Genomic DNA, 18,808 nt, shown 5'->3' on the forward strand with positions numbered 1-18,808 from the left:
GTTAGCCTCAATCCGGACTTTTAAAAGTGGGGGACCAGGTTCGCTTTCTGAATATTACTCAGCGCGAACACCTCATCTTTACCCTCAACGGTCACCGTCACCATCTCGCCTTCGACTGACTTGATGATGCCCTGCCATTTGCGACGGTTCTGTACCGCCATGCGCAGGACCAGACTGACTTCTTCGCCTGTAAACCGCACATAGTGTTCCGCGGTAAACATGGGGCGATCCAGTCCCGGTGAGGAGACTTCAAGGTTGTAAGCCACGGTGATGGGATCTTCCACATCCAGCACTGCGCTTACCTGGTGGCTGACATCCGCGCAATCATCGACATTGATGCCATCTTCACTATCAATATAGATGCGCAGGGTTGATGTGCGACCACGAACGAATTCAATACCGACCAGTTCATAGCCGAGCGCTTCTACCGGAGCCGATACCAACTCTGTCAATTTTTGCTCTAATGTGGACAAGCCCACCCCCAAGACATAAAAAAAGGGCTTAATAGCCCAGTGTTGCGATTTCCTGATAACAAAAAACCCCGAAAATTCGGGGCTTTTTGTGACTGGACCCTGTACGCCGCTAAGCGGCTCGGCACCGTCCAGAAGAATTTTTTTCAAAACTCGCTGCGATGCGCCCGTCGATGCACACAGTATATTTGAAAAAGAACTCTAAGGGAAAGTGGTTGCGGGGGCCGGATTTGAACCGACGACCTTCGGGTTATGAGCCCGACGAGCTACCAGGCTGCTCCACCCCGCGTCCGAAAACGTGACGAATGTTACGCCGATCTTGCGATTTTTGCAAGTAAAACTCAGATTTGGTACCGAGGACGGGACTTGAACCCGTAAGCCCAATCGGGCACTACCACCTCAAGGTAGCGTGTCTACCAATTCCACCACCTCGGCACTTTTCAGACCGCGACTTGAATCTGTCGCGTCGCAAGCATGACGAACTTATTTCGGGATATCGTTACCCGGCGTTGCCGGTTGTGCAGGCTGAGTCGATTGCGTTGACTGAGCCGGCGCTGACAGATTTTCCCACTCGCTTCCTTTTGAAGTCTTATTGGTGTTCAGGTTACCCAGAATCAGGCTGATGATGAAGAACAGCGCCGCGAGAATGCCGGTAGTGCGAGTCATAAAGTTACCTGAACCCGTAGAACCGAACAGCGTTGCGGATGCGCCTGCACCGAATGAGGCTCCCATATCAGCGCCTTTACCTTGCTGCAGCATAATCAGACCCACAAGGGCGATGGCCACAATAAGGAAAATAACTAAAAGAGCTTCGTACATAATCAACCTGTTTCCTTGCGCGATAACCGCACAGTTAAGCTTCAGCCAGTATAGATGGGCCGTGTCGTCATCACCCATCAGAAGCGGGTGTGAATACTAACCAAAGGCGCATACCTCTGCAAGTGCAATTTTCTTTAACGCGACTGACTGCGGAAAAAAGCGCCATCATGATGATTTTAACGGCGGATCGGCGTAAAAACCGCCGCCGTTAGCTCCTTAAACCGCTTTCACCTGCTCGGCGATCCGGTGCGCCAGCTCGGTGACCTGTGCTTCATTTTCCCCTTCGACCATAACGCGGATCAGCGGCTCGGTGCCCGATTTACGCAGCAGCACGCGTCCACGTCCGCCCAGGGTCTTCTCAACTTCCGCCGTTACGCTTTTCACCGTTTCATTCTCCAGCGGGTCGCCGGAGCCGCTGAAGCGCACGTTAACCAGCACCTGCGGCAGCATTTTCATGCCGCTGCACAGGTCGTGCAGGCTCATATGGTTGCGCACTATTGCAGTGAGCACTTGCAAACTTGCCACGATGCCGTCGCCGGTGGTGGTTTTATCCAGCAGGATAACGTGCCCGGAGTTCTCCGCGCCGAGACGCCAGTTTTTCTCCTGCATTTTCTCCAGCACGTAGCGGTCGCCCACTTTCGCCCGCGCAAAAGGAATACCAAGCTGCTTAAGCGCCAGCTCCAGGCCCATATTGCTCATCAGCGTGCCAACCACGCCCCCGCGCAGCTGGCCCTGACGCAGCCCCTCGCGCGCGATAATATAAAGGATCTGGTCGCCATCGACTTTTTCGCCCAGGTGGTCGACCATCATGATACGGTCGCCGTCGCCGTCATAAGCCAGGCCGAGATCGGCCTTCTCTGCCAGCACGCGCTGTTGCAGCATACGCAGATCGGTCGCGCCGCACTCTTTGTTGATATTCATGCCGTCGGGCTGCGTGGCGATAGCGATTACGGTCGCACCCAGCTCGCGCAGCACGTTTGGCGCGATGTGATAGGTCGCGCCGTTGGCGCAGTCGACCACGATTTTCAGGCCGTTGAGGCTCAGCTCGCTGGGAAAAGTGCCCTTGCAGAACTCAATGTAACGGCCAGCGGCGTCCACGATACGGCTGGCGCGGCCCAGTTCGGCGGACTCTACGCAGGTCAGCGGCTTCTCCATCTCCAGCTCAATCGCCTCTTCGACTTCATCCGGCAGCTTAGTGCCCTCAGCAGAGAAGAATTTGATGCCGTTATCGTCAAACGGGTTATGCGAGGCGGAGATAACGATGCCCGCTTCGGCGCGGAAGGTGCGCGTCAGATAGGCAATCGCAGGCGTCGGCATCGGGCCGGTAAACGCGGCGGAGAGGCCTGCCGCCGCCAGACCCGCTTCCAGCGCCGACTCCAGCATATAGCCGGAAATGCGCGTGTCTTTGCCGATCAGCACCTTTCTTGAGCCGTGGCGCGCCAGTACTTTGCCCGCCGCCCAGCCCAGCTTCAGGACAAAATCTGGGGTGATCGGCGCTTCGCCAACCTTGCCGCGAATGCCATCTGTACCGAAATATTTACGATTACTCATGCCTTAATTATCCTTTTGCTCTCCGTGTCGCTTCGACAACGCGCATCGCCTCGACCGTCTCTTTAACATCATGTACGCGAATGATCTGCGCGCCCTGCATGGCGGCAATCACGGCGCAGGTCAGGCTGCCTGTCAGGCGCTGCGACGGCCCAACGTTCAGCAGTTGACCAATCATGGATTTACGCGACATACCCACCAACAGCGGCAGCTCAAAACGGTGAAAATGGCTGAGGTGGGCCAGTAGCTCATAGTTGTGGCTGAGATTCTTACCGAAACCGAAGCCAGGGTCGAGCAGCAGATGTTCTTTTTTAATGCCCGCTGCCTGGCAGCGCGCAATTTGAGCCTCGAAGTAAGCGTCCACTTCGCTGACGACATCGTGATACTCAGGCGCCTGCTGCATGGTGCGCGGCTCGCCCTGCATATGCATCAGGCAAACCGGCAGGTCAGCCGCAGCAGCAGCTTCCAGCGCGCCAGGCTCTGACAGCGAACGGATATCATTGATGATGTGAGCGCCTGCTCGCGCTGCTTCCCGGATGACCTCAGCTTTAGAGGTATCGACCGATATCCACACTTCAAAACGCTGCGCAATCGCCTCCACGACCGGGATCACGCGCGCCAGTTCCTCTTCGACGCTGACCTCATCCGCGCCTGGCCGGGTCGATTCGCCGCCAACGTCGATAATCGTTGCGCCTGCGTTAACCATTTCATTGGTGTGCGTCAGCGCCTCTACCAGAGAGTTATGTTTTCCACCATCGGAGAAGGAGTCCGGCGTGACATTCAAAATACCCATCACATGGGGAAACGATAAATCGAGATGGGCATCACGGGCGTACAACTTCATAGGGGAAATCTCCTCTGATTACCTGATAACGGATGTAAAAAACCCCGGACCAGCCGGGGTTTTTGCAAGGGTGAACAGAACCCTGTTATTTATCGAACTGCTCTGACATGGTGTTGCCAGGATTCGGCGTGCGCGGTTCATCAACCGGACGCGGCGCCTTCGGCGTACCGTTGCTGTCAGAGTTGCTGCCTGGATCTTCCCAACCCGCTGGCGGACGCACTTCGCGGCGCGCCATCAGGTCGTCGATCTGCGGAGCATCAATGGTTTCATACTTCATCAGCGCGTCTTTCATCGCGTGAAGGATGTCCATGTTTTCGCTCAGAATACGGCGAGCACGCTGGTAGTTGCTGTCGATCAGATGCTTAACTTCCTGATCGATAATACGCGCGGTTTCATCGGACATGTGTTTCGCTTTCGCCACAGAGCGGCCCAGGAACACTTCGCCCTCTTCTTCCGCATACAGCAACGGACCCAGTTTTTCCGAGAAGCCCCACTGCGTCACCATGTTGCGCGCCAGGTTAGTGGCCACTTTGATGTCGTTAGAGGCGCCGGTGGAAACGTGTTCCGCACCGTAGATAATCTCTTCAGCCAGACGGCCGCCGTACAGGGTCGAAATCTGGCTCTCCAGCTTCTGACGGCTGGCGCTAATCGCATCGCCTTCAGGCAGGAAGAAGGTTACGCCCAGCGCACGTCCGCGCGGAATAATCGTTACCTTGTGCACCGGATCGTGTTCCGGTACCAGACGGCCGATAATCGCGTGGCCCGCTTCGTGATATGCGGTGGATTCTTTCTGCGCTTCCGTCATCACCATGGAGCGGCGTTCCGCACCCATCATGATTTTGTCTTTCGCTTTCTCGAATTCAACCATCGATACCACGCGCTTGTTGCCGCGTGCGGCAAACAGTGCCGCTTCGTTCACCAGGTTAGCCAGATCCGCACCGGAGAAGCCCGGCGTACCGCGCGCGATGATGCCTGCGTCGATATCGGTCGCCAGCGGTACGCGGCGCATATGCACTTTCAGAATCTGCTCACGGCCGCGCACGTCCGGCAGACCAACGACGACCTGACGGTCAAAGCGGCCTGGACGCAGCAGCGCCGGGTCGAGAACGTCTGGACGGTTAGTCGCAGCGATGACGATAATGCCTTCATTGCCTTCAAAACCATCCATCTCAACCAGCATCTGGTTCAGGGTCTGCTCACGCTCATCGTGACCGCCACCGAGACCTGCGCCGCGCTGACGACCGACGGCGTCGATCTCATCGATAAAGATGATGCAGGGAGCCGCTTTCTTCGCCTGTTCGAACATGTCACGCACGCGAGATGCGCCGACGCCCACGAACATTTCCACGAAGTCAGAACCGGAAATGGTGAAGAACGGCACTTTCGCTTCGCCTGCGATAGCCTTCGCCAGCAGGGTTTTACCGGTACCCGGCGGGCCTACCATCAGCACGCCCTTGGGAATTTTACCGCCCAGCTTCTGGAAACGGCTCGGTTCGCGCAGATACTCGACCAGCTCACCGACTTCCTCTTTCGCTTCGTCGCAGCCTGCCACGTCAGCGAAAGTGGTTTTGATCTGATCTTCCGTCAGCATACGGGCTTTGCTCTTGCCAAAGGACATCGCGCCTTTGCCGCCGCCGCCCTGCATCTGACGCATAAAGAAGATCCACACGCCAATCAGCAGCAGCATCGGGAACCAGGAGATAAAGATCGAAGCCAGCAGGCTCGGTTCTTCCGGCGGTTCGCCAACTACTTTGACGTTTTTGGTCAACAGGTTATCGAGTAACTTGGGATCATTGACAGGAATGTAGGTCGTGTATTTATTACTGTCTTTCTTGATTACGTTAATCTCACGCCCGTTAATACGTGCCTCGCGGACCTGATCCTGGTTCACTTCCGACAGGAAGGTTGAATAATCAACCCTACGGCCATTCGACTCGCTGGGCCCAAAGCTCTGGAATACTGACATCAGCACGACCGCGATGACTAACCAGAGAATCAGGTTTTTCGCCATGTCACTCAAGGGATTAACCTCATATTACAACGGTGTTAACAGACAGCGTAGGGTACTATATATCCTTCATACATGGAATCGCGGCTGGTGGGCTGCAACTTCATCAATTGGGCTATAGTTTGCGCCCTGTCGCCACAATGTACACTTCGCGCGAACGTGATCGCGAAGCGTCCGGCTTACGAATTTTCACTTTCGTAAACAGGGAGCGAATTTCCCGCAGGTATTCATCGAAGCCATCTCCCTGAAACACTTTCACTACAAAACTGCCGCCCGGCGCCAGGATATCCCGACACATTTCGAGCGCCAGTTCAACCAAATACATCGACCGGGGAATATCTACGGCCGGCGTCCCGCTCATGTTGGGCGCCATATCTGACATCACCACCTGCACTTTTTGATCGCCTACGCGATCGAGCAGCGCCTTAATCACCGATTCTTCACGAAAATCGCCCTGAAGGAAATCGACGCCGACGATAGGATCCATCGGCAGAATATCGCAGGCGATAATGCGTCCCGAAGAGCCAATTTGCTGCACCACATACTGTGACCAGCCGCCGGGTGCCGCCCCCAGATCTACCACGGTCATACCGGGTTTGAAAAGCTTGTCACCCTGTTGTATTTCATCAAGTTTAAACCAGGCGCGCGAACGCAACCCTTTTTTCTGTGCCTGTTGCACATATTTATCGCTAAAGTGTTCCTGTAACCAGCGGCTGGAGCTGGCCGAACGCTTTTTACCCGTCATAATTTTCTCAACTAAATCGTCATCGCAGCGATAAACCTGCACGCAATGGGTTGCGTTGATTTGGTGATAACCCCGAGATGGCGGTAGAATGAACCGTTTTCAATCCCTGAGTAAGCAAAAAATACGATGAATCTAAGTACCAAACAAAAACAGCACCTTAAAGGCCTCGCCCATCCACTGAAACCGGTGGTGATGCTGGGCGGCAACGGCCTGACCGAAGGCGTGCTGGCCGAAATCGAATCCGCACTGGAACATCACGAACTGATTAAGGTGAAAATCGCCTCGGAAGATCGTGAAACCAAACAGCTGATCGTTGAGGCTATCGTGCGTGAAACCAAAGCCAGCAACGTGCAGGTAATCGGTAAAACGCTGGTGCTGTATCGCCCTTCTAAAGAGAGCAAGATCTCTCTGCCGCGCTAATGCGCGCGCCGTAAAACCGGCCAGAGAAAGTGCCATGCTCCCGCATGGGTTAAAAGGCCGCATCGCGGCCTTTTCCATTCTTTACATAATGCTTCGACGCTTTTCAAAGCGTAGCTGTCCCTTAAAGGTATTCCACTTTAAGGATTTCATACTCAACATCGCCGCCCGGGGTTTTGATGATGGTCACATCGTCCACCTCTTTTCCTACCAGACCGCGCGCCATCGGCGAGTTAACGGAAATCAAATTTTGCTTAAAATCCGCTTCGTCATCGCCCACGATGCGATAGGTCGACTCTTCGTCGGTATCGGTATTGAGTACGGTTACGGTCGCGCCGAAGATCACGCGGCCATTGTTCGGAATGGCGGTCACGTCGATAACCTGCGCGTTAGAGAGCTTGGCTTCGATCTCCTGAATACGGCCTTCGCAAAACCCCTGCTCTTCGCGAGCGGCATGGTACTCGGCGTTCTCTTTCAGATCGCCGTGTTCGCGCGCTTCAGCGATTGAGGCGATGATACGCGGGCGTTTGACGGTTTTCAGTTCGTTCAGCTCTTCGCGCAGCTTTTCGGCGCCCCTTAACGTCATCGGAATCTGATTCATTTAAGCTCCTCGCTCTCTTTCCTGTTTTAACGGCGTCATCCTGACCAGTGTCCACAGAAAAACCGGTTCTGCAGGGCCTGACCCTCGTTTTGCAAATAAAAGAATCCTGACCCGGAAAAGGTTCCAGGCCAGAAAGTGGTTTTGCATTTTGATACGTATTTTAACCCAGAGTTCCCTGCTGGTCATCGTTTACTTTGCACCACTGCGGGACGTAGTATTGACGGCTTCACCTGCCAGTTACCGCGAGATTATGCGATTTTCACGACTTGTTACCGGACTAACCTGTGCGTTTATGCTGCAGGCACAAGCAGCGCCCGTAGATGAATACATGCAGTATCTGCCTGATGGCACCAATCTGGCGTTGATGGTGCAGAAAGTGGGTGCCAGCGCCCCGATAATCGATTATCACGGCAAACAGATGGCGTTGCCCGCCAGTACCATGAAGGTGATTACCGCGCTGGCGGCGCTGCTGGAGCTGGGCGGTGACTACCGCTTTCAGACCACGCTGGAGACCAAAGGCGCCATCAGCGATGGCACGCTAAACGGCGATCTGGTGGCGCGTTTTGCCGGCGATCCTACGCTGGGCCGTCAGGATCTGCGCAATATGGTCGCCGCGCTAAAGAAGCAGGGCGTAACCCATATTAAAGGCAACCTGGTGATCGACACCTCGGTGTTCGCCAGCCATGACATGGCACCGGGCTGGCCGTGGAACGATCTGACGCAGTGCTTCAGCGCGCCGCCGGGCGCAGCGATTGTGGATAAAAACTGCTTCTCTGTCTCGCTCTATAGCGCCAGCACCCCAGGCGAAACCGCCTTTGTGCGCATCGCCTCTTACTATCCCGCTCATATGTTCAGCCAGGTGCGCACGATTGGCCGCAACAGCGGCGAAGGGCAATATTGCGAACTCGACGTGGTGCCAGGCGAACTTAACCGCTATACGCTGACCGGCTGTATGCGCCAGCGCGCGGAACCGCTGCCGCTGGCGTTCGCGGTACAGGATGACGCTGCCTGGGCTGGCGAGATCCTGAAGCAGGAGCTGCGCCAGGCCGATATCGATTACAGCGGCCATCTGGTGCGCCAGACGCAGGTCACTTCGCCGGGCACCGTACTGGCGTCGACCCAGTCGGCACCGCTGCATTCGCTGTTGCATACTATGCTGAAAAAGTCGGACAACATGATTGCCGATACGGTATTCCGCACCATCGGCCATCACTATTTCAACGTGCCTGGCACCTTCCGCGCCGGTTCGGACGCTGTCCGCCGCATCCTGCGCGAGAAAGCCAACATTGATTTAGGCAACAGTATCCAGGTTGATGGTTCGGGGCTGTCGCGCCACGATCTGATCGCGCCCGATACCATGATGCAGGTGCTGCAGTACATTGCGAAAAACGACGCGACGCTGGACTACATCTCCATGCTGCCGCTGGCGGGCCATGACGGCACGCTGCAGTATCGCGGCGGTCTGCATGAGGCGGGCGTCGACGGCAAAGTTTCAGCCAAAACCGGCTCTTTGCAGGGCGTCTATAATCTGGCGGGCTTTATTACCACCGCCAGCGGCGCGCGCGTCGCCTTTGTGCAATACCTGTCAGGCTATGCCGTACCGCCGCAGGATCAACGCACGCGGCGCGTTCCGCTGGTACGCTTTGAGAGCCGACTCTATCGGGATATCTATCAGAACAATTAGCGCATGAAAATATTGATCGTTGAGGACGATGTACTGCTGCAGGCGGGCCTGACTCAGGCCCTGAGCAGCCAGGGTTACGCCGTTGACTGCGCCGCCAGCGCCGCCGAGGCGGATGCGTTGCTGCACAGCGCGCAGTACAGCCTGATCGTGCTGGATCTCGGCCTGCCGGATCGCGACGGTGGCGATCTGCTGCGTCAGTGGCGGCGATCCGGCGTCGACCTGCCGGTGCTGATCCTGACCGCGCGCGATGCACTCCAGGATCGCGTGGAAGGACTCGACGCCGGCGCCGACGACTATCTGGTTAAGCCGCTGGCGCTGGTAGAGCTGCAGGCGCGCGTGCGCGCGCTGATCCGCCGCTATCAGGGTCACAGCGATAACCTGCTGCGCCAGGGCGATCTGACGCTCAACCTCTCTTCGCAACAGGTGCTGCTGGAGAACCAGCCGCTCGACGTCACGCCCAAGGAGTTCGCGCTGCTGACGCGTCTGCTGATGCGCATTGGACAAAACGTGCACCGCGAAACCCTGCAGCAGGATCTCTACAGCTGGCAGGATGATACCGGCTCTAACACGCTGGAAGTGCATATTCATAATCTGCGTCGCAAGCTGGGCAAGGACCGGATTAAAACCGTACGCGGCGTCGGCTATCGTCTGGAGAACCGCGAATGAACAGTATGCGTCAGCGCTTACTGATTATGCTGGCGCTGATTCTGCTGACCTGCCAGATCATGAGCGCGTTCTGGCTGTGGCACGAAAGCCGTGAACAGATCGGCTTTCTTGTTAACGAAACCCTCTCCGCTAAGGCGCGCAACGATCGCGTTGAAAATGAGATCCGCGAAGCGATCGCCTCGCTGCTGCTGCCCTCTGTCGTGATGGTCGGCCTGACGCTGGTGCTCTCTTTCTGGGCAATTAGCTGGATCGTGCGTCCGCTCCGCGCGCTGCAGACCAGCCTGGCGCAGCGCTCCGCCGATAACCTCACGCCGCTCGACATTCATTCCGATATGGAAGAGATCGTCTCGGTTACCGGCGCAATTAATCAGCTGCTGGCGCGCCTTGACCATACGCTGCAGCAGGAACGTCTGTTTACGGCAGACGCAGCCCATGAGCTGCGCACGCCGCTCGCCGGCCTGCGCCTGCATCTTGAGCTGTTGCAGCAGCAGGGCGTGCCGCACAGCGAGATGCTGGTGGCGCGCATCGATCAGCTGATGCACACCGTTGAACAGCTGCTGATGCTGGCGCGCGCCAGCCAGGCGCTGGCCAGCGGGCTTGCGCAGCCTGTTCACTGGCTGACTGAAATCCTCCAGCCGCTGCAGCCAGAGATGCGAGAGCTAGTCGATGCGCGCCAGCAGCAGATTATCTGGCCGAAAAAAGCGGTAGCGCAAAGCCAGGGCGAGCCGGTATTGCTGCGTCTGCTGCTGCGCAACCTGCTGGAGAATGCGTCGCGCTACAGCCCAACGGGCAGCCTGATAGAGATAACCCTGGAAGAGAGTGACAGCCACATTATTCTCAGCGTTATTGATGAGGGGCCGGGCATCGATCCCGAGGCGGCGGAAGAGTTGACTAAAGCGTTTCGCCGTCGCGATCAGCGCTACGGCGGCAGCGGTCTGGGACTGAATATTGTCCTGCGCATTTTGCAGATGCACTACGGCGAGCTGAAGTTAATCAATCGCAGCGATCGCAGCGGGCTGATTGCCCGCTGCGTACTGCCGTTGCGTCTTAACTGATCAGAAATGGGTATTCAGGCTGACATAATAAGTACGGCCTGATTCATTGTAGGTATTCGCGCCCGCGCCATAGAGATAAGCGCCCGTCGTGGAATTGCCGGTGGTCTGCGCGTTGCCCTGCCGGTAGTGACGCTTGTCAAACAGGTTGTCGATACCGACCGTTACGCTGGCGTATTTATTCACGTCATAGGTGCCGCTTAGCCCGATGATGGAGTAAGGACTTACCTGTTTCGTCGCGCTGCCGGTTACGGCATTGCCTTTGTAGTCATACTTTTTCGGTACCTGTTTGCCGTACCAGGTGAAGGTGGTTTGCAGCGACAGATCCTGCGTCGCCTGCCAGCTCAGCGTGGAGTTGAGCGTGTATTTAGGAATAATCGACAGGCGATCGCCGGTCTCTTTATTCTTGCTCTGCAGCATGTACGTGAAGTTGTTATTCCACGCGATGCTGTCAGTCACAGGAACGTTCACCGTTCCTTCCAGCCCCTCGACCACCGCTTTCGGCACGTTCTCCCACTTATAGATGTCAGTGGTGCCGTTAGAGGCTTTGCCGGACGGCGCATAACCCGCCTCAATCTTGTTGCGGTAGTCGTTGCGGAACCAGGTCAGCCCTGCCTGATAACCTTCATGCTTCCACTCCAGCCCAATCTCTTTGTTGATGCTGTTTTCCGCTTTCAGATCGCTGTTGCCCTGCAGATAGCAGGAGCCGGTGCTGGCGGCGCAGCCCTGCCCTTTGCTGTAGAGCAGATAGTTCGGGTTGGTCTGGTAGAGGCTCGGCGCTTTATAGGCGCGGCCGATGCCCATCTTCAGCGTAAAGTCATCGCCCAGGCCCTGAGACAGATTAAGCGACGGGCTCCAGTTATCGCCGACGATTGAGTGGTGATCGAAGCGCAGGCTGGGCGTCAGCATAGTGCTGTCGGTCAGCTCCAGATTGTCTTCGGCGAACATTGAGAAGATCTCCGCCTGCGAATAGGGGCTGCGCCCGCTGCTGGAGATGCCGGGCACCGCGCCGTCAGAGGCGGTCTGGGTGGTGGATGAGGGATCTTTCATACGCTGCTGGTTCCACTCGACGCCAAGGGTGGCGGTCTGGTTCACCAGCAGTTCGAACGGCACGCTGATTTCGCTATGCAGCAGCACATCGTTCAGCTCAATCGTATTGAAGCCGCTGTTAGAAAAGATGCCTTCGGTGCCGCCGGCCAACCCTTCGTTGATGCGTGAGTTGCGCGTATTTTCATAACGCGCGTAGCTGTTGGTGCTGACGCCGTTATCCCAGGCGCCGGTCCACTTCACCGCAAAGTTCTGGCGGTAGAGCCGGTTGGTCTCTTTGCCATAGAAGCTTTTCACCAGATCGCTGGTATTGGTGTTCTGGGTATCGCCGGAGTAGAGATTGCCCTGGCGGCTATAGCCCGCCTGAAACTCCAGCGCCTGCATCGGCGCGAACGCCCAGCGCAGCATGGCGTTAATATCCTTATCGATTACCCCTTCGCGACCCGCCGGATAGCTTCCGGCGTAGGTACCGGTACGTTCCGCCGCATGCCCTTCGTTGATGTCGTAAGCGTCCGCCTGGGTTTTCGCCAGGTTGCCATAGAGACGGAAGCTGACATCATCGCCCAGCGGCCCTTCCAGACTGAAGTTAGTGCGCCGGGTCGCGCCCTCTTCTTTATGCTCAGGCACGTTGTAGTAGGCGTTCCAGGAACCATGCCACTGCTGGTCGTCATATTTTTTGGTGATGATATTCACCACGCCGCCCGCCGCGCCGTTACCGTAGCGCACCGCCGCCGGGCCGCGGATGACGTCGATGCGTTCGATCATCTCCGGCGGCACCCAGTTGGTATCGCCGCGCGTGTCACGCTCGCCGCGCCAGCCCAGACGCACCGAGTTACGGCTGGAGACCGGGATGCCATCTATCAGAATCAGGGTGTTTTCCGGCCCCATGCCGCGAATATCGATCTGGCGATTATTGCCGCGCTGGCCGCTGGTGGAGTTGCCGGTCAGGTTGACGCCCGGCATGGTGCGAATAATTTCCGACACGTCGCGCGCAGGCGGGCGCTTTTTAATCTCGTCGGCGGTGATAGTCGAAACGCCTGGCGCCTGCAGATTCTGCTGCGCCGCGCTGACTACCAGCGTGTCGCCGCCGCTGGAAGCAGAGGTAGTGCTGCTGTCTGCGGCCTGTACGCTGGTAGCAGTCAGGCCGAGTTCAATCAAAATGGCTAATGACAAACGGGATAATTTAAGCATTTTTATGTTCCTGGATTGCCAGCAGAAACCTGTTCGTCTCCTGCGGGCGCGCCGGTGAAAGAGTCTTTCCTTGCAAGCAAGCATTCCAGCCGCACCCAGGCTTTCCATCGCGGAACATCCGTCTGACAACACAGGCTAATGAGGCTGGCGGAACGCGCGCGCTCCTGATGTCGGAGCGGGAAACACCCTATTGCAAATGCAAATAATTATCAATAGTATTATTCATAACATCTGTGAAACTTTGCGCGCATCTGGCCCAGTAAATACTCTATTTATGACGTGGTTAACCAACGAAACCGGCAGTGAATCCTGGTGGCACACCTTAAGGCAGCAGGGTCTTCCCTTAATTGAACTGGTCGGTAACGGCGAATGTGGCGTGACCTTTTTCTGGCGCGATCCGCAGGGGAGTGAAGCCACCTCCCCTGTCCGCCGCGTCTGGATCAATATTACCGGCGTCACCGACCATCATCAGCGCACAACGCCCCGCTCGCTCAGCCGTATTGCAGGCACCGACGTCTGGTTCTGGCGCACGCAGCTTCCCGCCAGCTGGCGCGGCAGCTACTGCCTGATACCCGACAGCGATCCCGCCTCATTTGCGGGCGAGCCAGATATGCAGACCCTGCGCGCCTGGTGGAGCAAGAAGTTTCCCACCGCGCAGAACGATCCGCTAAATCCGCTGCGCGGCTGGGCGGGCGGGCGCGGTATGCGTGTGTCGCCGCTGCATCTGCCCGAAGCGCCCGAACAGCATGTCTGGCAGGCGGTGGACAGCGGCTGCGCGCCTGTGCTGCCATTGCAGCACTATATCTGGCAGAGCGCGCGCCTCGGCAATCACCGTTCAGTGTGGGTCTACGCGACCGGCGAGGCACAGCCGAGCGAGCGCCCGCTGGCGCTGCTGCTGGATGGTCAGTTCTGGGCCAACAGCATGCCGATCGCCTGGCCGCTACAGCAGTTGACCGACGCCGGCGAACTACCGCCGGCGGTCTACGTCATGATCGATATCATCGATCGCGAACATCGCAGCCGCGAGCTGACCTGCAATGCCGATTTCTGGCTGGCCCTGCAGGAAGAGCTGCTGCCGCAGCTGCAGGGTTGGGCGCCGCATCGCGCCAGCGCCGCCGAGACGCTGGTGAGCGGGCAGAGTTTTGGCGGGCTGTCATCCGTCTGGGCGGCGCTTAACTGGCCGCACCATTTCGGCGGCGCCATCAGCCTTTCCGGCTCGTTCTGGTGGCCGGAGCGCGGCCAGGCCAACGGCAGGCTGATCCAGCAGCTGCAGCAGGGCGACTACCGTCTTTCGCCGTCGCGCTTCTATCTGGAAGCCGGACGCCGCGAGCATCTGATCTTTAAAGCAAACCAACAACTCCAACAAGACCTCTCCGCAGCGGGACATCAGGTCATTTTCCACCCGGTCGACGGCGGCCACGACGCGCTCTGCTGGCGCGGCGGGCTGCTCAATGGACTGAAAGCAATGTGGCAGCATCTTCTTTAAATCGCCTGGCTAGCCCGGCTGTTGCGGGCAGGAGACCGATATGCAACCTAATCCTTTTGACGATCCGCAGCAGGATTGTCTCGTGCTGATAAACGCTTGTCAGCAATACAGCCTCTGGCCTGCTTTCCGCGCGCTGCCCGCCGGCTGGCGCAGCGTATTCGGCCCCCGGCCGCAGGCGGAATGTCTGAGCTGGCTCAATGCAAACTGGCGCGATATTCGCCCGGCTTACCCGAACGCGAACCGGAGCGACCATGTCTGAGACCCTGATGAATCCCCTTCATACCGACCAGAAAATCCTGCCGCTGGTTGCGGCGCAGCCCGGCATCTGGATGGCCGATCAGCTGTCGCAACAGACTAACGCCTATGCGGTCGCGCATTTTGTCGAGCTGCGCGGCGAGCTGGACAGCGCGCTGCTGCGCAAGGCGATCGTCGCCGGAATGCAGGAGGCCGATACGCTGAATATGGCCTTTGGCGAACGTGAGGGTGAAGCGGTGCAGTGGCTGTCGCCGCAGGCCTTTACGCTGCCTGAGGTTGTCGATTTGCGCCAGGAGGCGGATCCAGAAGCCGCCGCGCGCGCCCTGATGCGCGCCGACATGTCCGGCGATCTGCGCGTGCTGAGCGGCGCGCCGCTGTGGCATCACCAGCTGATGCGCCTCGGCGAGCAGCACTGGTTCTGGTATCAGCGTTATCACCACCTGGTGGTAGACGGCTTTAGCTTTACCGCCCTGACGCGCCGCATCGCCAACCTCTACAGCGCGTGGATGCGCAACGAAACGCCGGAGCCGACCCCGTTTGTGCCTTTTAGCGACGTGGTTGAGGAGTACCAGCGCTATCAGGCGTCGCCGACCTGGCAGCGAGACCGCGACTTCTGGCGTGAGAAGAGCGCGCAGCTGCCGCCGCCCGCCACCCTTTCCGCACTGCCGCTGGCTGGACAGAGCGCCAGCACCGCGCTGCTGCGCCACGCTTTCTCGCCAGACCGCGCGCTTTTCCAGACGCTGACGCAGCAGATGGCCGTCAGCGCGGCCGACGCCGCCTTTGCGCTGGTGGCGCTCTGGCTGGCGCGCCTGAGCGGCCAGAATGATTTCGCCGCAGGCTTTATTTTTATGCGCCGCATCGGCTCGGCGGCGCTCTGCGCCACCGGCCCGGTGATTAACGTGCTGCCGATGGCGGTGCACTACGATCCCGCTCAGCCGCTTAGCGCGCTGGCAAACCAGCTGGCCGCCGAAGTGAAAAAGATGCGCCGCCATCAGCGCTTCGACGCCGAGCAGGTTCAGCGCGACGCAGGCCGCCTCGGCGATAGCGATCCGCTCTACGGGCCAGTTATCAACCTGAAGATGTTTGACTATCAGCTCGATTTCAACGGCATCGAGGGCATAACGCATCAGCTCGCTTCGGGGCCGGTGCGCGATCTGGAGATCGCTATCTATATCAGCGAACAGGGCGAGCTTACGCTGGAGCTGCTGGCCAACGCCGAACGTTATCAGGAGAGCGTACTGGCACAGCACGCCAGCCGTTTCGATCTGCTGCTGCAGCAGCTGGCGGCGCAGCCGGAGCGTCCCTGCGGCGAACTGGATCTGCTGACCGAGGCGGAGCATCAGCAGCTGGATCGCATCAACCAGACCGCCATAATGCTGCCGGAAGCGACGCTCAGCAGCCTGCTGCAGGCGCAGGCGCTGCGCACGCCAGACGCGCCCGCGCTGGCGGACAGCCGTCACCAGCTGTGCTACCGCGAGATGCGTCAGCAGGTCGAGGCGCTGGCGCAGCAGCTGACTGCCAGCGGCGTGCAACGCGGCGATATCGTCGCCGTGGCGCTGCCGCGCTCGATCTTTCTGTCGCTGGCGCTGCAGGCGATCGTCAGCGTCGGCGCGGCGTATCTGCCGCTTGATACCGGCTATCCCGACGATCGCCTGCGAATGATGCTGGAGGACGCCGCGCCGAAGACCTTGATCACCAGCCACGAGCTGGCAGCGCGTTTCGCCGCGCTTTCGCCTGTCGCGCCGCTCTTTTATGACGCGCTGCTGCCAGCGGTTGCCGAGCGCGAGCACTCTCAGCATCCGCGTCCGCAGGACGGCGCCTACATTATCTATACCTCCGGCTCGACCGGGCGACCAAAAGGGGTGCTGGTCGGCCATGAGGCGATCGTTAACCGGCTGATGTGGATGCAGCAGAGCTATCCGCTCTCCGCCGACGACGTGGTTTTGCAAAAGACTCCCAGCAGTTTCGACGTCTCCGTCTGGGAATTTTTCTGGCCGCTGCTGACGGGTGCGCAGCTGGTAATGGCGCCGCCGGACGCGCACCGCGATCCCGACGCGCTGCAGCAGCTCTTCGCGCGCTGGCGCGTCACCACCACGCACTTTGTTCCCTCAATGCTGGCGGCGTTCGTCGCCTCATTACAGGATGACGAAGCCGTGGCGCGCTGCGCCAGCCTGCGCCGCGTCTTCTGCAGCGGCGAAGCGCTGCCTGCCGGGCTGTCGCGCCAGTGGGAAGCCCTGACCCGGGTGCCGCTGCACAACCTCTACGGCCCGACCGAGGCGGCGGTAGACGTCAGCTATTATCCCGCTTTCGGCCCTGAGCTGGCGTCGGTAGAAGGCGCCAGCGTGCCGATCGGTTTCCCGGTCTGGAACACCGGCTTACGCATTCTTGATGCGCGCCTGCAGCCTGTTCCGCCGGGCGTCGCTGGCGATCTCTATCTCACCGGCGTGCAGCTGGCACACGGCTACCTTGACCGCCCCGATCTCACCGCCAGCCGCTTTGTCGCCGATCCCTTCGGCAACGGCACGCGCATGTACCGCACAGGCGACGTGGCGCGCTGGCTCGCTAACGGCGCGGTGGAATATCTGGGCCGCAGCGACGATCAGCTAAAGATCCGCGGCCAGCGTATTGAACTGAATGAGATTGACCATGCGCTGGCGTCGCTGCCCGGCGTTATGCAGGCGGTAACGCACGCGGTGGTGCTGGGCAACGCCAGCGCGCAGCAGGGCGACGCGCGCCAGCTGGTAGGCTATGTCGTGGCAGATCGGCCAGTTGATGCCGAGGCGATACGCGCCGCGCTGGCGCAGCAGCTACCCGCGCATATGGTGCCGGTCGCGATCGTCGAGCTGGAGGCGCTGCCGCTCAGCAGCAACGGTAAGCTGGACCGCAAAGCCCTGCCGCTGCCGCAAAGCCGCGCGAACGACGCGGGCCGCGCGCCGCTGCCGGGACTGGAGACGCAGCTGGCGGAGGCGTTCGCCGCGCTGCTGGCGCGCGACAGCGTCGGCGCACAGGAGGACTTCTTTGCGCTGGGCGGTCATTCGCTGCTGGCGATGCGTCTGGCAGCGCAGCTGCGGCGCGAACTGCAACTGCCGGTTTCCGTCGGTCAGATTATGGTCGCCTCTACGGTTGAGAAGCTGGCGGCCCTGCTGAGCGACGCGCAGGCAGCGCAAAACGCCGGTTTCGAGCCGGTGCTGCCGCTGCGCCAGGGCAGCGGGCCAACACTCTTCTGCTTCCATCCGGCGTCGGGCTTCGCCTGGCAGTTCAGCATTCTGCAGCGCTATCTTGACGCGCGCTGGTCAATCGTCGGCATCCAGTCGCCCGACGCCAGCGGCCCGCTCAGTCAGGCGGCGCATCTGGACGCGGTCTGCGACGCGCACCTCGCCACGCTGCGCCAGCAGCAGCCGCACGGTCCTTACTACTTCCTCGGCTATTCGCTCGGAGGCACCCTGGCGCAGGGCATCGCCGCGCGGCTGGAGGCGCTTGGCGAAGAGGTGGCGTTCCTCGGCCTGCTTGATACCTGGCCGCCTGAGACGCAGAACTGGGACGAGAAACGTGGCGAGAACCAGCTGGATCCGGCGGTGCTGGATGAGGTTAACCGCGAACGTGAGCAGTTTGTCGCCGCGCAGCGTCAGCAGGCGGGCGAAGGGCTGGAAGCGATGTTCGATGCGATTGAGGCCAACTACGCCAGTTCGGTACGCCTGCTGGCGACGGCGCGCAGCGCGCGCTTCAACGGCCGCGCCACGCTGTTCCTCGCTACCCAGACGCAGCAGCCGGGTCAGGATGCGCGCCGCGCCTGGGCGCCCTATGTAGGCGAGCTTGAGGTGCGGCCGCTGGCGTGCGCCCACGTAGAGATTATCTCGCCGCGCATGTTTGCGCAGATCGGCCCGCAGCTGCAGCAGTTGCTGGCAAAGTTTGCCTGATTCCAGAGTAAGGTGCGGTCACGGGTAGTCTGGTCCGATCGCAAAGTCGCTCAAGGCA

Annotated in this window: 15 protein-coding genes and 2 tRNA genes; 7 read left to right on the top strand and 10 right to left on the bottom strand. The window is 59.2% G+C overall.

Going from position 1 to position 18,808, the window contains the following annotated elements; all coding sequences use genetic code 11:
• Positions 1-20: 20 nt before the first annotated feature.
• The 8 genes from rimP to rlmE all read right to left on the bottom strand — a co-directional run bounded on the left by rimP (position 21) and on the right by rlmE (position 6,434).
• Positions 21-473 (bottom strand): ribosome maturation factor RimP, encoded by a 453-nt coding sequence (gene rimP / locus B3797_RS05085; RefSeq protein WP_147402108.1) that lies wholly within the window; start codon positions 471-473, stop codon positions 21-23.
• Positions 474-682: 209 nt separating this feature from the next.
• Positions 683-759: transfer RNA gene (locus B3797_RS05090), tRNA-Met, on the bottom strand.
• Between the two features lie 59 nt (positions 760-818).
• Positions 819-905 (bottom strand) — tRNA-Leu (locus tag B3797_RS05095).
• Between the two features lie 48 nt (positions 906-953).
• Entirely contained in the window at positions 954-1,289 is a 336-nt protein-coding gene (secG, locus tag B3797_RS05100; protein WP_311790565.1) for a preprotein translocase subunit SecG, read from the bottom strand.
• A 216-nt stretch (positions 1,290-1,505) separates the two neighbouring features.
• Positions 1,506-2,840, bottom strand: coding sequence for a phosphoglucosamine mutase (gene glmM / locus B3797_RS05105; protein ID WP_311790566.1), 1,335 nt, complete (start codon positions 2,838-2,840; stop codon positions 1,506-1,508).
• A gap of 7 nt (positions 2,841-2,847) precedes the next feature.
• Complete coding sequence (gene folP, locus B3797_RS05110) at positions 2,848-3,681, bottom strand: dihydropteroate synthase (protein WP_311790567.1); 834 nt, start codon at positions 3,679-3,681, stop codon at positions 2,848-2,850.
• Between the two features lie 85 nt (positions 3,682-3,766).
• Positions 3,767-5,692, bottom strand: a complete 1,926-nt coding sequence (gene ftsH, locus B3797_RS05115; protein WP_033749306.1) for an ATP-dependent zinc metalloprotease FtsH — start codon at positions 5,690-5,692, stop codon at positions 3,767-3,769.
• Between the two features lie 112 nt (positions 5,693-5,804).
• Positions 5,805-6,434, bottom strand: coding sequence for a 23S rRNA (uridine(2552)-2'-O)-methyltransferase RlmE (gene rlmE, locus B3797_RS05120; RefSeq protein ID WP_311783221.1), 630 nt, complete (start codon positions 6,432-6,434; stop codon positions 5,805-5,807).
• A 126-nt stretch (positions 6,435-6,560) separates the two neighbouring features.
• Between rlmE and yhbY the strand changes: the two genes are divergently transcribed.
• A complete protein-coding gene (gene yhbY / locus B3797_RS05125) occupies positions 6,561-6,854 on the top strand; it encodes a ribosome assembly RNA-binding protein YhbY (RefSeq protein ID WP_120455410.1) in 294 nt (97 codons plus the stop codon).
• A 121-nt stretch (positions 6,855-6,975) separates the two neighbouring features.
• Here the strand turns inward: yhbY and greA are convergent, their stop codons facing one another.
• Positions 6,976-7,452, bottom strand: coding sequence for a transcription elongation factor GreA (gene greA, locus B3797_RS05130; protein WP_120455408.1), 477 nt, complete (start codon positions 7,450-7,452; stop codon positions 6,976-6,978).
• A gap of 250 nt (positions 7,453-7,702) precedes the next feature.
• Here greA and dacB point away from each other — a divergent pair, with 250 nt between their 5' ends.
• From dacB to pmrB, 3 genes are read left to right on the top strand one after another with little or no spacing between them, the layout of a single operon-like run.
• The gene (dacB, locus tag B3797_RS05135) at positions 7,703-9,136 is read left to right on the top strand and encodes a serine-type D-Ala-D-Ala carboxypeptidase (RefSeq protein ID WP_311783222.1); all 1,434 of its coding nucleotides are present in this window, start codon (positions 7,703-7,705) and stop codon (positions 9,134-9,136) included.
• Between the two features lie 3 nt (positions 9,137-9,139).
• Complete coding sequence (pmrA, locus tag B3797_RS05140; protein ID WP_311783223.1) at positions 9,140-9,802, top strand: two-component system response regulator PmrA; 663 nt, start codon at positions 9,140-9,142, stop codon at positions 9,800-9,802.
• Positions 9,799-10,857 (top strand): two-component system sensor histidine kinase PmrB, encoded by a 1,059-nt coding sequence (gene pmrB / locus B3797_RS05145; protein WP_311783224.1) that lies wholly within the window; start codon positions 9,799-9,801, stop codon positions 10,855-10,857. The genes pmrA and pmrB overlap by 4 nt, the downstream gene beginning before the upstream one ends.
• On the opposite strand, the gene B3797_RS05150 is transcribed toward pmrB, so the two are convergent.
• Positions 10,858-13,092: a TonB-dependent siderophore receptor gene (locus B3797_RS05150; RefSeq protein WP_311790568.1), complete on the bottom strand. Its 2,235-nt coding sequence runs from the start codon at positions 13,090-13,092 to the stop codon at positions 10,858-10,860.
• Positions 13,093-13,366: 274 nt separating this feature from the next.
• Here B3797_RS05150 and fes point away from each other — a divergent pair, with 274 nt between their 5' ends.
• The 3 genes from fes to B3797_RS05165 are packed head-to-tail and all read left to right on the top strand — an operon-like array spanning position 13,367 to position 18,750.
• Positions 13,367-14,578, top strand: a complete 1,212-nt coding sequence (fes, locus tag B3797_RS05155) for an enterochelin esterase (protein ID WP_311790569.1) — start codon at positions 13,367-13,369, stop codon at positions 14,576-14,578.
• A 40-nt stretch (positions 14,579-14,618) separates the two neighbouring features.
• Positions 14,619-14,837, top strand: a complete 219-nt coding sequence (locus tag B3797_RS05160) for an MbtH family protein (protein WP_311783227.1) — start codon at positions 14,619-14,621, stop codon at positions 14,835-14,837.
• Positions 14,830-18,750, top strand: coding sequence for an enterobactin synthase subunit F (locus B3797_RS05165; RefSeq protein WP_311790570.1), 3,921 nt, complete (start codon positions 14,830-14,832; stop codon positions 18,748-18,750). Before B3797_RS05160 ends, B3797_RS05165 begins: the two co-directional genes overlap by 8 nt.
• The last annotated feature ends 58 nt before the right edge of the window (positions 18,751-18,808 follow it).

The sequence above is a fragment of the Pantoea sp. UBA5923 genome (genome assembly GCF_002431095.1).
In the GTDB taxonomy this organism is placed as follows: domain Bacteria; phylum Pseudomonadota; class Gammaproteobacteria; order Enterobacterales; family Enterobacteriaceae; genus Pantoea; species Pantoea piersonii.

Excerpts from the sequence above, each read along its gene's own strand:
- rlmE (WP_311783221.1), bottom strand. The coding sequence starts at position 6,434 with ATGACGGGTAAAAAGCGTTCGGCCAGCTCCAGCCGCTGGTTACAGGAA.
- pmrA (WP_311783223.1), top strand. The coding sequence starts at position 9,140 with ATGAAAATATTGATCGTTGAGGACGATGTACTGCTGCAGGCGGGCCTG.
- yhbY (WP_120455410.1), top strand. The coding sequence starts at position 6,561 with ATGAATCTAAGTACCAAACAAAAACAGCACCTTAAAGGCCTCGCCCAT.
- B3797_RS05165 (WP_311790570.1), top strand. The coding sequence starts at position 14,830 with ATGTCTGAGACCCTGATGAATCCCCTTCATACCGACCAGAAAATCCTG.
- dacB (WP_311783222.1), top strand. The coding sequence starts at position 7,703 with ATGCGATTTTCACGACTTGTTACCGGACTAACCTGTGCGTTTATGCTG.
- B3797_RS05160 (WP_311783227.1), top strand. The coding sequence starts at position 14,619 with ATGCAACCTAATCCTTTTGACGATCCGCAGCAGGATTGTCTCGTGCTG.
- ftsH (WP_033749306.1), bottom strand. The coding sequence starts at position 5,692 with ATGGCGAAAAACCTGATTCTCTGGTTAGTCATCGCGGTCGTGCTGATG.
- secG (WP_311790565.1), bottom strand. The coding sequence starts at position 1,289 with ATGTACGAAGCTCTTTTAGTTATTTTCCTTATTGTGGCCATCGCCCTT.
- greA (WP_120455408.1), bottom strand. The coding sequence starts at position 7,452 with ATGAATCAGATTCCGATGACGTTAAGGGGCGCCGAAAAGCTGCGCGAA.
- glmM (WP_311790566.1), bottom strand. The coding sequence starts at position 2,840 with ATGAGTAATCGTAAATATTTCGGTACAGATGGCATTCGCGGCAAGGTT.
- B3797_RS05150 (WP_311790568.1), bottom strand. The coding sequence starts at position 13,092 with ATGCTTAAATTATCCCGTTTGTCATTAGCCATTTTGATTGAACTCGGC.
- fes (WP_311790569.1), top strand. The coding sequence starts at position 13,367 with ATGACGTGGTTAACCAACGAAACCGGCAGTGAATCCTGGTGGCACACC.
- pmrB (WP_311783224.1), top strand. The coding sequence starts at position 9,799 with ATGAACAGTATGCGTCAGCGCTTACTGATTATGCTGGCGCTGATTCTG.
- folP (WP_311790567.1), bottom strand. The coding sequence starts at position 3,681 with ATGAAGTTGTACGCCCGTGATGCCCATCTCGATTTATCGTTTCCCCAT.